The sequence below is a fragment of the Hymenobacter bucti genome, from assembly GCF_042681145.1.
GTDB lineage: Bacteria > Bacteroidota > Bacteroidia > Cytophagales > Hymenobacteraceae > Hymenobacter > Hymenobacter bucti.
In genome coordinates, this window is record NZ_JBHUFD010000005.1 from 36,956 (window position 1) to 52,696 (window position 15,741).

Here is a 15,741-nt window from a genome sequence, read left to right on the forward strand (position 1 = left end):
GCCGACGCGAGCTGCGTGCGTGCTCGGGCTACAAATTCCGAGCTACTTCTGTTGCGCTACTGTTCAGGCTATCACAAAATATTCTAACCCCAGCCCTAAATATTCCGTTTGGGAAGAACATAATTCTGTTCAAACCGGCGTTAGCCTCACTAACGCCTAGCCTTCTTTCTGCCTGTGTCCATCTATCTACGCCGCTTTTTATACGTTGTATTCGGGCTGATTGCCCTGGTGCTACTGCTAGTAGTGGGGGTAGTCGTGTTCCTGCAATTTCCTAGCGGACAGGACTTTGTAGCGCGCCGCGCCGAAGGTTACTTGCGCGATAAGCTGAAGACGGAGGTGCGGCTGGGAAAGTTTCGGACGGACTTTCGGCACGCCATTAATTTCGACGATGTGTACCTGGCCGACCAGCAGCGCGATACCCTGCTGAGCGTGGGCCACCTAGGAGTAAGCATCGATATTTTAGCGCTGCTCAAAAAACAGATTAACGTCAAGGACGTGGAGCTGAACGACGGCCGCGTGCGCCTGACGCGCACCGAGCCCGACAGCGTGAACAACTACGATTTTATTGTGAAGGCCTTCAGCGACCCCACCGCGCCAGTCGATACGACTAGCTCGGGGCTGAAGTACAACATCGGGCGGGTGCACCTGAGCAATATTCTGTTCACTCAGAACGACCAGGTGGCCGGCTCCGACCTGCGCGCCAAGCTCGGCGAGCTGCTGGTGACGATGGACGAGGTAGATGTGGATAACTCGGTGTATAAAGTGGATAACGCGGCCTTGCGCCACGCCGCCATCCGAATGGAGCAAACCAAAACGGCGCCCGAGCTCGATGACAAGAAGCCAGAAGAGCCGCTCAGCCTGACGTTTGGACTGAACAAAGCGACGCTGGAGGACGTGGGCTTCGTGTACAAAAACGACCCGTCGGCGCAGTACATCAATGCTAAGGTGGGGCTGGCCGATGTCACGACTAAGAATATTGACCTAGTAAAAGAGCGCATCGACCTGGATAAGCTGACGCTCAAAAACACCACCTTCGCCTACTCGCAAAACGAGAACGTGCCCACCGAGCAGCGGGCCATCAACCCGGCCGAGGCGGTGCGCAAGGTGGACGAAGCCGCTGACAAAGCCAACGCTAGCCCCATGAAATGGCGCGTGACGCTGAACCAGTCGGACATCAGCGGCGTGGCGGTGAATTTCGATAACTTCAACGACCCCAAGCTGAAAAGCCGCTATCCGGCGCTCGACTACAGCCACCTGCACTTCACCGACCTGGTGCTTAATACGCGGGATTTGGTTTTTACCGAAGCGCGCACCACGGTGAAGATTGACAATTTGGCGGGTAAGGACCACAGCGGCTTTGCTATCAACTCGGCGCGGGCCAACGTGGTGTACGACTCGGTGCAGATTGGCCTCGACAGCCTCGACCTCGTGACGCCGCACTCGCGCATCAAGCGCAGCCTGGGCATACGCTACAAGTCGCTGAGCAGCATTGCCGACGACCTACCCAACCTAGGGCTGAGCGGCGACCTGCGCAACACGCGCCTAGGCTTCCGCGACGTGCTGTACCTGGTGCCAAGTCTAGCCGATACGCCGCCCTTTACCACCGGCCCCAACCAAAGCGTGCTGCTGAGCGGCCTGGTGAGCGGGCGCCTAGGTGACCTCACCGTGCGCAACCTCGACTTTATGGGCTTCCGCAATACGGTGGTGCAGGCGCGGCGGGCGCACATCGTGGGCCTGCCTAACGTGGATGGGCGGCTGTACACGGACATTGATTTGCAGCGCTTTAGCACCACGCGGGCCGACTTGCTGAGTTTGGTACCCAAAGGCACGATACCCAGCAACATCAGCATCCCCCCTACCCTCTCGCTGAGCGGCACCTTTAAAGGCCGACCGGCCACGCTGGCGTTTGATACCAACCTCAAGCTGCGCTCGACCTACGGCAATGTGGCGTTTTCGGGCAAGCTCGGCGCGGCGCAGGCCAACGGCCGGCAGCCACTGGTGGGCACGTTTGCGGTGCAAAACTTCGACGCGGGCAAACTGCTGAAAGACCCGACCATCGGCACCATCACGGGCAACGGGCGCATTAATGCAACCGGCAATTTGCAGGACCCTAGCACGCTGGTGGGCAAGGTGACGGCCAACGTGCAGAGCGCCCGCTACAACGGCTACACCTATCGCGGCGTGAACGCGGCCGTGGACATCGACCGCAACAAATACACCATCGCGGCCAGCAGCAAAAAGGACCCCAACCTCGACCTGGATTTGAACGCGGTGGTGAACCTGCGCGACGCCAACAACCCCATTTACGAGGTGACCTCGCTGAATCTGCGCGGGGCCAACCTCACCAAGCTGGGCTTTTACACGGGCGGCGACTTGCGCATCCAGGGCAACCTAGTGGCCAACTTGCGCGGGGCGAGTGCCAACACCATCAATGGTACGTTTAGCGGCAATAATATTGTCATTGTCAATAACAACCAGCCCATTGCGCTCGACTCGGTGAGTGGGCGCATCGTGCAAACGGCCAACCGCACGGCGCTTAATTTCAACTCGAACATTGCCGATGTCAACCTCGATGGCAATGTGCACCTAGGTGACCTAGCCACCGAGTTGCAACGGCATATCAACCGCTACTTCCGGTTGGCGGGTGTGAAGCCGTTTACCAATAACGCGGGCAACCAGCAGTTTACGTATTCGCTCAAGGTGAAGAACACGCGGCTGCTGCGCCGCCTGGTACCGGGTTTGCGGCGGCTGTCGCCCTTCACGCTGGCTGGCGACTATAACCGCGCGGCAGCCCGCCTCACGGCCAAGACGAGCATTCCGTTTATCCGCTACCAGAGTTACACCCTCGACTCGCTGACGCTGAACGTGAACTCGGACCGGCAGAAGCTCGACTACGCGCTGCGGCTAGGCCAGGCGGCGCAGCGCACCAGGCAGGATACTACTTTCCTGCTGCGGCGGCCCAGCCTGGTGGGCAACGTGGCGGATAACAAAGTGAATACCCGCATTGCCATCCTCGGCGACTCGACCAATAAGGAGCGGCTGGCGCTGACCGGCGCGCTGTCGGTGCTGGAGCAGCGCGCGGGCAGCGCCTACCAGTTTGCCTTCGCCAACGACCAGATTATCAATTACGACACCTGGACGGCGGGCAACGATAACTACGTGCGCTACAACGCCGATGGCACGGTGGTGGCCAACAACCTGCGCCTGAGCAATGGCTCGTCGGCGCTGGTGGTGCAGAGCCAGAACCCCGCCGTGAACACCTCGCCGCTGGCGGTGCGCTTCGAGCAGTTCCAGCTCGGCATTCTGAGCAAAGCCATTGGGCAGCCCGACTCGACCCTAGGCGGCACGCTCAATGGTGAGGCCGTGGCGCGCAACCTAGGTACCAAAAAGCAAGCCTTCACGGCGGACCTCACCGTTAAGGACCTGCTGTATAGCAAGACTATTATCGGCGACCTAGCGCTGCAAGCCAGCAACCCGGTGCCCGACCGCTACGACGTGAACGCCCGCCTCAGCGGCGGGGGCGGCAACGACGTGACGGTGCGCGGCGCCTACCGCACTGTGGGCAACACGCCGCTCGACTTCGTGGTGGACGTGGCCCGCCTGAACGTGAAAACGGCCGAGCCCTTCTCGGCAGGGCAGATAAGCCAGAGCACCGGCTTCCTGAATGGACAGTTGAAGCTAGTGGGCACCACCAGCGCGCCGCAGGTGCGCGGCCAGCTCACGACCTCGCCCGATGCCAGCTTCGTGGTGCCGCAGCTTGGGTCGCCGTTCCGGCTGGTGAGCCAGCCCATCGTGTTTGACGACCGCGGCATTGCCTTCAACAACTTCACGGTACTGGACTCAGCGGGCAACAAGGCGGTGGCCAACGGCCACCTGCTGACGCCCAACCTAATAGATTATAGCTTTGATTTGCGCGTGACGACCGATAAGTTCCTGGCCGTGAAGAGCCAGCGCACCAAGGACAACACGCTCTACTACGGCCGCTTGGTGGTGGACTCGGACACGCGCCTGACCGGGCCGCTCTCGCTCATCAAGATTGACACCCGCGCCACGGTGGCCAAGGGCTCGGACCTGACGGTGGAAAACCCGGCCGTGGACCCCAGCGTGGTGGCCCGCGAAGGCATCGTGCAGTTTGTGGACAAGAGCGTCAAGATTAACCCGATGCTGGCTAAGAGATTGGCCGTGGCCGACTCACTGGCCCAGGCCAACACGATAAACTACGACATCACGGCCCAGATTACGATTAACGACAACACGCCCTTCACCTTTGTGGTAGACCCCACGAGCGGCGACAACCTGCGCGTGCGTGCGGCGGGCACGCTCACTACCAATATCGACCCGAGCGGCAACATCACCCTGACCGGGCGCCTCGACGTGCGCCGCGGCAAGTACAAGCTCTCGCTCTATGGATTGGTGACGCGCGAGTTTATCATTACCAACGGCTCGTATTTGGTGTGGAACGGCGACCCTTACAATGCCGACCTCAACATCACGGCCATGTACAAAGTGAAGGCCGCGCCCGCCGACCTGCTGGCCGCGCAGGGCACCAACGACGCGCGCTTTACCAATGTATCGCGCAACGGAATGATGTTCAACGTGCTCATCAAAGTTACCGACCAGCTCAGCAAGCCCACCATTGGGTTTGACATTACATTGCCGCAGGCCTCGCTCAATAGCGCGGTGGGGGGCGAGGTCGATGCCGTGCTAGGCAATTTGCGCCAGCCCAGCCAGACGTCGGAGATGAGCAAGCAGGTGTTTTCGCTGCTGGTGCTGGGGCGCTTTATTCAGCAAAACCCCTTTCAGTCGGCGGCGGGCGAAGGCCTGGTGGCCAGCCAGCTGCGCGGCTCGGTGAGCCAGGTGCTCACCGACCAGCTCCAGAGCCTGACGGGCAAGTACCTTTCGGGCCTAGGCCTCGACCTAGGTGTAACCAACCAGGCTGACTACAGCACCGGCTCGAACGGCTCGCGCACCGACCTGAACGTGGCCGTGCGCCGCCAGCTCTTCAACAACCGCCTCACCGTGCGCGTGGGCACCGATGTGGCGCTCAGCGGCGGCAGCGGCAACCAGGTGGCCGGGGGCCAAAGTGCAGCCAGCAACCTGGCCGGCGATGTAAGCCTCGAATACACCCTGATGGCCGACGGCCGCCTGCGCCTGCGCGCTTTCCGTCAGAATGCCTACGAAGACATCGACGGCAACATTGTGCGCACAGGCGCGGCGCTGGTGTTTCAGCGCGACTACAACAACCTGCAAGACTTGTTTGAGAAAATAAGCAAGGCCGACAAGCGCCAGAACCGCGACATCCGCAAGCAAGACAAGCTGGACAAGGAGGAGCAGCAGCGCCGCGAGCAGCAGCAGGCCGACTCGGCGGCGGCCGTGACCACCGTTACCACCAGCCGCCGCGACACCACGCGCCGCCCCGCCACCAGCCAGTAAAGCGGTTGGTAGTATTCTTATATCGTCAGCTAAACTAAAAAAACGTCTGTCATGCAGAGCGCAGCGAAGCATCTCGCGTGGTGTAGTGAAATCATACGCTAGGGGTTACTGCACCACGCGAGATGCTTCGCTGCGCTCTGCATGACAAATCAAATCTATCGTTTTCTAGCTGAGAAACGAACCGCCTTCGCCCTGCGAAAAGAGTATAGCATGAAGAAAATTTTCCTAGTCTCCCCCCCTTCCCTAGGTGCGTCAGCCGCGGCGGGCCGCCGCTGGGCGGCCTTCCTTGGCCTGCTGTTTTTTGCCTCGTGCTCGGGCCTCAAATACATTCCCGAAGGCGAAAAGCTGTACACTGGTAGCAAAGTCACCCTGGAGTCGCCCACCAAGCTGCGCAACCAGTCGGCCCTGCAAACGGAGCTGACCGACCTTATTCGGCCGCAGCCCAATTTCTCTTTGCTGGGACAGCGGCCCAAGCTCTACTTCTGGCACCTAGGCGTGGGTAAGAGCAAGGGCTTCAAGCACTTCCTGGCCGATAAGCTGGGCGAGGCGCCGGTGCTCCTGAGCCAGGCCAACCCATCCAACACGCGCAGCCTGATGGTAAACCGCCTCCAAAACCGCGGCTACTTCCACGGCGCCGCCGCCAGTGAGGTGCAGGTGAAGGAAAACACCGCCCAGATAAACTACACCGTGCGGCCGGGCCAGCAGTACACCATCCAGGAAATTCATTTTCCGGACCGCGACACGCTCATCGACGCGGCCATCCGCGGCACTCAGGACAAGACCTTGCTGAAGGTGGGCGACCCCTACGACCTCGACGTATTCACCAACGAGCGCGCCCGCATCGACCAGGCGCTCAAGAACCGGGGCTACTACTACTTCAACCCCACCTACCTACTGTTTCAGGTCGATAGCACGCTCAATGGCAAGGTAAACGTGTTTTACAAGATGAAGGCTGAAGCGCCCGCCCGGGCCACCCGGCCCTACTGGCTCAAGACCATCAGCCTCAATACCAACTACGTACTTACCGACACCACCCGCCGCGAGCCTATCCGCTACCAGAAGTACCTGTACTACCCCGACGAAAACGTGTTCCGGGCGAAGGCCATTACGCGGGCCGTGTTTTTGCAGCCCGATAGCCTGTTTCGGCAGTTCCGGCGCGACCAAACGCTCTCGCGCCTGATGAGTTTGAACACGTTTCGGTACGTCGAAATCAAGTTTAAGCCCTCGGCGGCGGGCGACTCGGCGGGCCGCGCCCGCCTCGATGCCGACGTGCTGATGACGCAGCTCAAGAAGAAGAGCCTGCGCGCCGAGCTGCAATTGGTGAGCAAGAGCAACGGTTTCACGGGGCCGGGCCTCACGGCGCAGTTTCGCAACCGCTCGGCGTTTCGAGGGGCCGAGCAGCTGCTCATTAATGCCGTGGCCTCGTACGAGGCGCAAACCAAGGCGCCCTCCGGGGTTGAATCGACGCGGGGCACGTCGGGCCTGCTCTCGACCGAGTTTGGCTTGAATGCGCAGCTGATTGTGCCGCGCCTCATCGCGCCCAACCTGCCGTTTCTGAACCCGCGCCTGGTCAATTCTAACTTCCAGCCGCGCACCAATTTTGGCCTGGGCGTACGCTACGTCACGCGCACGGGCTACTTCAGCACCACCACCTACAACGCCAGCTACGGCTACAGCTGGAAAACCAAGATTACCAACGAGCAGGAGCTGAAGCTGATTGACGCCTCGTACAACTCCGTTTCGATTGACACGGCCTTCAACCGGGTGCTGCGGGCGCGGCCCTTCCTGCGGCAGGCTTACACCTCGCAGTTCATCCTGGCCAGCTCGTACCGCTATACCTACAACCAGCAGGTGCTGGAACAGCGCCGCCAGCAGATTTTCTTTCAGGGTCAAATTGAGGTAGCCGGCAACGCGGCCAACGCCTTAAGCCGCCTCACGGCCGGCACCAAGACCGGCGACCAATACTACAGCATTGCCGGCCAGCGCTTTGCCCAGTACGCCAAGCTCGACCTAGAGCTGCGCGAGTATTACCGCATCAGCGAGAATACTACCTCGGGCAACCGCATTGTGGGCCGCCTGCAAATCGGCGTGGGCCTGCCCTACGGCAACTCTTCGGGCGGCTCGCTGCCCTACCTGCGCCAGTACGGCATCGGCGGCCCCAACTCGGTGCGGGCCTACGCGGCGCGGCAGCTGGGGCCGGGCTCGTACCGCCCCGTGGCCACCGACATCATCAACAACTACTACGACCAGGTGGGTGACCTGCGCCTCGAAGGCAACCTAGAGTATCGCCAGGACTTGTTTCCCTACGTGAAGGGCGCCCTGTTTGTGGATGCCGGCAACGTGTGGCTCGTCAACAACGACCCGCAGCGGCCGGGCGGGCAGTTTCAGGCCAGCACCTTCCTCAACCAACTGGCTGTGGGCGCGGGCGCCGGCCTGCGCGTCGACGTGCAGTTCTTCGTCATCCGCTTCGACTACGCCATCCCGCTGCGCGCCAACTACGGCACGCCCGACGATAAAGCGGGCCGCTTGAACCTAGCCATTGGGTATCCGTTTTAGGAATCGGATAGAGAAGATGCTTGTCCTAAAGTATTGCAAAAAGGCTCGTGGCGTAGGTCACGAGCCTTTTTTTATTGCCAAACCGTCGTCTTTTTGGCGCGGCGTACTTTTGACTACACGCGTTTCCCCTTTCCTTCCTCTATGCCCAAGTTTCCTCCCTTGCTCACAGCCAGTCTACTAGCGCTGGCCAGCTGCGCCGGTAGCGGCCCCGCCGCGCCCACTACCGCTACTACCACGCCAGCCCCTACGACTACCACGCCCGAGCCCAAAGGCGTGGGCCTCGACGTAGCCGACCTAGACCGCTCGGTATCGCCGTGCGAGGACTTCTACGAGTTTTCGGGTGGCAATTGGCTCAAGGCTAACCAGATTCCGAGCTACGCCACCAGCTGGGGGCCGCGCAACCTGCTGGGCCTGCGCACCCAGGCCACGCTGAAGCAAATTCTGGAAGAAGCCGCCGCCAACCGCAGCGCCGCGCCCGGCTCCAACGTCCAGAAAGTGGGCGACTTCTACGCGGCCGCGATGGACACGGTAGCCATCGAAAAGGCGGGCATCGCGCCGCTGCGGCCCGAGTTGGCGCGCATTGCGGCGTTCAAAACCCGCGCCGAGCTACCGGCGCTTATTGCCCACGAGCAGGACCTAGGCACGGGTGCCTTCTTCCGCAGCGGCGTGCAGGTCGATGAGAAGAACACGACGCGCTACGTGGTGCAGTTCGACCAGGGCGGCCTCACGATGGGCGACCGCGACTACTACCTCAAGGACGACGCGCGTACCCAAAAGGTGCGGGCCGCCTACCAGGCCTATATGCAGCAACTGTTTGGGCTGCTAGGTGATACTCCGGCCGCGGCGCAGCGCAATGCCGCCACCGTCGAGCGCCTCGAAAAACGCCTCGCCCAGGCCTCGCGCAGCCGCGTGGAGCTGCGCGACCCGCAGGCCAACTACAACCAGATGGCCCTGGCCGCCGCGGCCCAGCGCTACCCCGCCGTGCAGCTCCCTAGGTTGCTGGCCGACATGCAGCTCAGCAAAGCGCAGGAGATTATCGTGGGCCAGCCGGCGTTTTTTGATGAAGTAAACGCGTTGCTCAAAACCGAGCCGCTGGCCAATTTGCAGACCTATATGCGCTGGCATTTGGTGCGCTCGCTAGCCGGCACGCTGCCGGCTTCGTTCGTCGATACCAGCTTTCGCTACAACCAGGTGCTGACCGGCGCCCGCCAGCAAACCACCCGCTGGAAGCGGGCGCAGGCCGCCACCGACGGCACCCTAGGGGAAGCCTTTGGGCAGCTTTACGTCGACAAAGCGTTTCCGCCCGAGGCCAAGCGCAAGGCGCTGGAGATGCTCGCCAACATTAAGGCCAGCATGGCCGAGCATATCCAAACCAACACCTGGATGAGCGCGCCCACCAAGGCCGAGGCCCTGAAAAAGCTGAACGCGCTACGCGTGAAAATTGGCTACCCCGATAAGTGGCGGGATTACTCGGCGCTGCCCATCAGCCGCGAGTCGTACCTGAAGAACGTGCTGGCCGCCCGCGTCTGGCAAAACCGCCGCGAGGCTGCCCGCTTCGGCGGGCCCGTCGACCACACCGAGTGGGGCATGACGCCGCCCACCATCAACGCTTACTACAACCCGCCGCTGAACGAGATTGTGTTTCCGGCTGGCTACTTGCAGCCGCCCTTCTTCGACCCCAACGCCGACGACGCCGTGAACTACGGCGCCATCGGCGGGGTGATGGGCCACGAAATGACCCACGGCTTCGACGACCAGGGCCGGCAGTACGATGCCGCCGGCAACCTGCGCGACTGGTGGACGCCCCAAGATGCGGCCGAGTTTACGAAGCGCGCCGCCGTGGTGGCCCGCCACTACGACGCCTTTTCGCCCCTCGACTCGGTGCACGTGAACGGCAAGCTGACCCTAGGCGAGAACCTGGCCGATTTTGCGGGCCTCACCATCGTGCATGCGGCCCTCGAAAAGCAGCTGGCCCAGCGCTACGGCACCGGCCCGCGGCCCAAGTTCGACGGCTTCACGCCCGAGCAGCGCTTCTTCCTGAGCTGGGCCCAGCTGCGCCGCCAAAACATCCGGCCCGAGGCCCTGCGCCAGCAAATCCAGACCGACCCGCACTCGCCGGGCCAGTACCGCACCATCGGGCCGATTATGAATATGCCGCAGTTTCAGGCGGCCTTTGGCTGCAAAGAGGGCGATAAGATGACGCGCTCGGCCGCTGACCGGGCGGTTATCTGGTAAGTAGTACCGCGAACTTTCCAGTTCGCGGGCGAGCGTAGCGAGCAGTAGCGTAAGCGAACGTGAATGCTCGCTGCGCGAGCGTGCGAACTAGAAAGTTCGTGCTACAAAAACACCCGAAAAAAGGGAACATCAGCGACGGCTGGTGTTCCCTTTTTTGTTGCCCGCTGCTTAGCGCTCAGCTTATCAATTTTATAAAATTCGGGCGTCGTTAGCTATCACAATCGTTTGCCCAGTCTATCACAAACGTTTGCTGAAAAATAACTCGCTATATAGCTAATTTACAAGTAGCTAGTCAACGAGCGAACCTTCTACTTTAGTGTGGCAGGTCGAAGGATTATTACGTGAATTCCTTGGCTTTTCTTTTCCTTTTTCCCACCCACAATCCCTTCTTTATGAAGAAACCTCAACGCCTAGTACTGGCGTTGGTGGCCGCGCTCGGCAGCCACTATACGCTATTTGCCCAAAACGCGCCCGTGACAGTGGAAGCGGAATCCGGCACTTCTACCGCTCCCATCACGGGGGCTACGGTAGGCGACTGGCTCATCGGCACCACCGCGGCCAGCGGCACGGTGCCGGCCGCCACGTACATCACCACCAAAACCGACCAAACTGCTTATGTTGGGGGCAACGCGGCCCCGACCACGGCGGCCCGCGTGCTTACCTACACGGCTACCTTTCCGGGGGCCGGCACCTATGACCTATACGCCCGCATTTGGGTGGGGCCGGGTGGCTTCAGCGACGACAGCTACTACAATGCCACCAGCTTTGGCGTTAAAGACCCCGCTACCAGCGGCGACTGGCGGCTGCAAAACGGCCTGGCCTCGGCGGGCTACGAGGCGGGCTCGACCCAGCCCGTGGATGGCCTAGGCACCGCCGGCTTTAGCACCACGGCTACTACCCCGCTCTGGAAGTGGGTCAATCTCTCCAAATTTGGCAGTGGCGCCTCGTTTACGGTGCCGGCGGGCAGCCTCACGCAAACCTTGCAAATTGGGGCGCGGGAAGATGGCCTGTACTTCGATAAGTTCGTGTTTGGGCAGACGGGCTACAACTTTACGGTGGCCAACCTCGACGCGGGCGCGCAGGGCTCGCCACCCGCCACCACGGTGCCCGGGCCCACCCCCACCGGCTTGCCCATTGCTACCGGCAAGCCCAAGTACCTAAGCTCGGCGTACAGCACGGCCCAGGCGCCCAATTTTGGGGTGTATTGGGATGGCACCACGCCCGAAAACGGCGGCAAATGGGGCGTGGCCGAAGGCACCCGCGGCAGCTTCAACTGGGCCGAAGCCGATGCGGCCTACGCCCAGGCAGTGGCCACGGGCGGGCCGTTCCGCTTTCACACCCTCATCTGGGGTGCGCAGCAGCCTACCTGGCTCACCACCAGCGGCCTGAGCGACGCCGACAAGCTGGCGGCCATCAAGACCTGGTTTCAGGCGGTGGCGACCCACTTCCAGGGCAAGCGCATCGACTTTATCGACGTAGTGAATGAGCCGACCCACCAGCCGCCCACCGGGGCCGCGGGGCCCGATGGCGGCGCCTACCTCAACGCGCTGGGCGGCAGCGGCACCACGGGCTGGGACTGGGTTATCACGGCCTTCCAAATGGCGCGCCAGTACTTCCCCAATTCTAAGCTGATGCTTAACGAGTACAGCATAGAAAACGAGCCCAACCGGGCCGCTACCTACGTGCTCATCGCCAATCTGCTGAAGGCCCGCGGCCTCATCGACGCCATTGGTATTCAGGGCCATTCGTTTTCGTTGGCCCCTACTTCTACGGCTTCCATTCAGTCGAACATGGCTACGCTGGCTTCGGCCAATCTGCCGCTCTACATCACGGAGTTTGACCTGGATGGCGCGACCGATGCCCAGCAGCTGGCCGACTACCAGCGCATTTTTCCGCTATTCTGGGAGAATCCGGCCGTGCGCGGCATTACGCTGTGGGGCTACCGCCCCGGCCACTGGCGCACCAACCAGGGCGCTTACATCGCCAATGCCGACAACACCGAGCGCCCGGCCCTAACCTGGCTACGCACCTACGTGGCCGGCACCTACACCGGCCCCATGTGGACCGGCGCCACCAGCAGTGTCTGGGGCACGGCCAGCAACTGGATTACCAACAACGGCGCGCCCGCCAACGCCGTGGTATCGTCGGCCATTACTTACACGCTGCCCGCCGTCACCGACGACGTATTCTTCCCCGGCTACGCCGCCAACCAGCCCACCGTGAGCAGCGCCCAAAGCGCCCGCAATGTGACGCTGGGTACGGGCGCCACCCTGACCACCAACGCCGTGCTAACCATGACCGGCAACCTGACTAACAACGGCGGCGCGGTGGCCGGCACCGGCACCGTGGCCCTAGGTGGCAGCACCGCCCAAACCATCGGCGGCACCAGCACCACCACCTTCCCCAACCTGACGGTGGGCAGCGCTACGGCCAGCCTAGGTGCCCCCGCCCGCGTGCGCAGCATGCTGACGCTCAATGGCAACCTGACTACCAACGGCCGGGCCTTCACGCTACTCTCGGATGCCACGGGCACCGCAATGGTCGTAAACACCAGCGGCGCCGTGGTGGGCAATGCCACCGTGCAGCGCTACATCGACCCGACCACCAACGCCGGCAACGGCTACCGCCACTACGCCGCGCCAGTGGCCGGCACCACGGTGGCCGACCTCACCACAAGTGGCTTTACGCCCGTAGTAAACCCGGCCTACAACACGGCCGCCAACCCGTATACCGTCACGCCGTTCCCCACGATTTTTGGCTACAACAGCGCGCGGCTGACGTCGGCTTCGGCCCTGAGCAGCGCCTTCGATTTTGGCTGGGAATCGCCCGCTGCCCTCACCGACGCGCTCACGCCCGGCCTAGGCTACTCGGTGAATATCCCGGGCACCCAGACGGTTGATTTTGTGGGCACGCTCAACAACGGCCCCATCAGCCGCACCAACCTAGGCCGCGGCCCGCAGGCCGATGCCGGCTGGCAGCTGCTGGGCAACCCCTACCCCGCCCCCCTCAACTGGGACGCCGTGAGCACCACCGGCCTCGACGCGGCCGTGTACGTGTTCCGCTCCACCGGCCCCTACGCCGGCACCTACGCCAGCTACGTGCCCGGTGGGCCCGCCACCAATGGCGGCACCGCGCAGCTCGCGGCCATGCAGGGCTTTTTTGTACGCACCACTTCGGCTAGCACGCCCGGTAGCATCAATTTTGCCAACTCGGCCCGCCTGACCACCTACGCCAGCCCCACCTTCCAGCGCCTCGCCAGCACCGACCCGCTGGTGCGCCTGAGCCTGGGCGCCGGCACCGGCCCCGCCGATGAGACCGTGGTCTACTTCAGCAGCACCGGCACGACGGGCATCGACCCCACTTCCGACGCCTACAAGCTGGTGGCCAGCGGCACGCCCGTACTCGCCAGCGAGCTGGGCGCTACCGATTTGCTCGCCATCAACGCCTTGCCCGAACTTGGCACCGCCGCCGTCACCGTGCCGCTGCGCGTGCAGGCCCCGCAGGCCGGCCGTTACACGCTGCGCGCCACCGAGCTCCTGAACCTGCCCGCCGGCATGCAAGCCGTGCTGCGCGACAACAAGACCGGTACCTCGTTCGACCTGAGCCAGCCTACCGGCTATACAGTAGACCTAGGCGCCGGCGCCGACGCGGCGGGCCGCTTCTCGCTGGTGCTGCGCCCCAACGGCCCGCTCGCCACGGCGGCGGCCGCGCTCAGCAACCAGATTGACCTCTACCCCAACCCCACGCACGGCGGCAGCCTGTCGTTGGCCCTGCCCGCGGCCCTGAGCCAGCAAGCCATCGAGGTGCAGGTGCTCAACTCGCTGGGCCAAGCGGTGGCGCGCCAGACCTCGGCACCCAGCGCCAATGCCACCCGGTCGCTGGCGCTGCCAGGGCTGGCGCCGGGCATCTACACCGTGCGGCTCCAAACCAGCGCCGGCGTGGTCAGCAAGCGCCTGACGGTCGAATAACTCTGGCTGAAAAGCTCCTGGCTGCGCAAGTAGCCGGGAGCCCTTTCGGCGGCTTTCTCCCCTTTATTTCAATGAAAAATAATTCCTTTTTACGCTTGGCGCTGGCCACGGCCGGGCTTTGGCTCCTCACCGGCGCCCTGGCCACCACGCACGCCCAGCCCGGCACGGGCGGCCCCGCGCCGCAAGCCCCGGACCCCGCCGCCGTGCCCCTCGATGGCGGTGCCTCGCTGCTGGTAGTAGCCGGCGTGGGGATGGGCCTACGCAAGCTGCGCCAGCGGCGGCGAGCCGCCTGAGTCCTGTCCAACTGCTCTGCTCTCACGTCACAACCGGCCCCTTGGTACGCCAAGGGGCTTTTGCGTGCTACAAACTACCCTAGGGCGCAGCTAACCTGGCGTAGCTTAGCCGGTGCCGACGGGCTACGCCGACGGGTTTCCTAGGTTCTCATCACGCTACTTTTTCTCTTCTCTCATGCTTCATAAGCTACTGCTGGCCTGTTGCGCCCTGCTCTTACTGGGCCGCCCGGCCGACGCCCAGTCCATCTACTCGGCCACCGACCCACTGGCCCACACCTTCAGCATCGTGGCCCGCGACCCCAAGACCGGCGAAATGGCCGTGGCGGTGCAAAGCCACTGGTTTTCGGTGGGCACCAGCGTGAGCTGGGGCGAGGCCGGCGTGGGTGTGGTCGCTACGCAATCCTTTACCAATAAGTCGTTCGGGTTGCGCGGGCTGGCTTTGCTGAAAAGCGGCAAGTCGGCCCAGCAGGCGCTCGACGAGCTACTGGCCGCCGACGACGCCCGCGAGGTGCGCCAGGTCGCCATTCTGGACAACCAGGGCCGCGTGGCTACCCACACCGGCAAAAAATGCGTGGACATGGCCGGCCACCAGCAGGGCGCGCAGTTCTCGGTGCAGGCCAATATGATGCTCAACGCCACCGTGTGGGGTGCCATGGCCAAGGCCTACGAAGCCAGCGCCGCCCTACCCCTGGCCGAGCGCGTGCTGGCCGCCCTCGACGCGGCCCAGGCCGCCGGCGGCGACATTCGGGGCCGCCAATCGGCGGCGCTGCTCGTGGTGCGCGGCACCACTACCGAAGGCCCCTGGGCCGACCGCCTCGTAGACCTGCGCGTGGACGATGCCGACCGGCCGCTCGTGGAGTTGCGCCGCCTGCTGAAGCTGCACCGCGCCTACGACCACATGAACGCCGGCGACCTGGCCGTGGAAAAGAACGACATGCCCACGGCCATCCAGGAATACCAGGCGGCCGAAAAGATGTTCCCCCAAAACCTGGAAATGAAGTACTGGCACGCCATCACGCTGGCCAATAAGCAGCAGGTGCCCGCCGCCCTAGCACTCCTAGGCCCCATTTTTCGGCAGGAGCCCAACTGGCGCACCCTCACCGAGCGCCTGCCCAAGGTGGGCCTGCTCACGGTGAGCCCGGCCGAGCTCAAGCAGATTTTGGCCCTCAAGTAGGGCTTGCCAACCGGTAACCAAGAAGTAAGCAGGTGAGGCTCAACAAAAGCGGACCTAGGGCAGTTTAGCCCTTTGAAAAGCA

At 62.9% G+C, this 15,741-nt stretch carries 6 protein-coding genes; all 6 read left to right on the forward strand.

The window, feature by feature from the left end:
- Positions 1 to 174 precede the first annotated feature (174 nt).
- The 6 genes from ACFSDX_RS12390 (at position 175) to ACFSDX_RS12415 (ending at position 15,659) form a co-directional block, all read left to right on the forward strand.
- The gene (locus ACFSDX_RS12390; RefSeq protein WP_382313868.1) at positions 175 to 5,433 is read left to right on the forward strand and encodes a translocation/assembly module TamB domain-containing protein; all 5,259 of its coding nucleotides are present in this window, start codon (positions 175 to 177) and stop codon (positions 5,431 to 5,433) included.
- Positions 5,434 to 5,643: 210 nt separating this feature from the next.
- Entirely contained in the window at positions 5,644 to 7,989 is a 2,346-nt protein-coding gene (gene tamL, locus ACFSDX_RS12395; RefSeq protein WP_382313870.1) for a translocation and assembly module lipoprotein TamL, read from the forward strand.
- 141 nt (positions 7,990 to 8,130) lie between these two features.
- Entirely contained in the window at positions 8,131 to 10,224 is a 2,094-nt protein-coding gene (locus ACFSDX_RS12400; RefSeq protein ID WP_382313872.1) for a M13 family metallopeptidase, read from the forward strand.
- Positions 10,225 to 10,616: 392 nt separating this feature from the next.
- Positions 10,617 to 14,192, forward strand: a complete 3,576-nt coding sequence (locus tag ACFSDX_RS12405) for an endo-1,4-beta-xylanase (RefSeq protein WP_382313874.1) — start codon at positions 10,617 to 10,619, stop codon at positions 14,190 to 14,192.
- A 71-nt stretch (positions 14,193 to 14,263) separates the two neighbouring features.
- Positions 14,264 to 14,485 carry a PID-CTERM protein-sorting domain-containing protein gene (locus ACFSDX_RS12410; RefSeq protein ID WP_382313876.1) on the forward strand — a complete coding sequence of 74 codons (222 nt, stop codon included), beginning with the start codon at positions 14,264 to 14,266 and terminating at the stop codon, positions 14,483 to 14,485.
- A 175-nt stretch (positions 14,486 to 14,660) separates the two neighbouring features.
- Positions 14,661 to 15,659, forward strand: coding sequence for a DUF1028 domain-containing protein (locus tag ACFSDX_RS12415; protein WP_382313879.1), 999 nt, complete (start codon positions 14,661 to 14,663; stop codon positions 15,657 to 15,659).
- Positions 15,660 to 15,741: the final 82 nt, after the last annotated feature.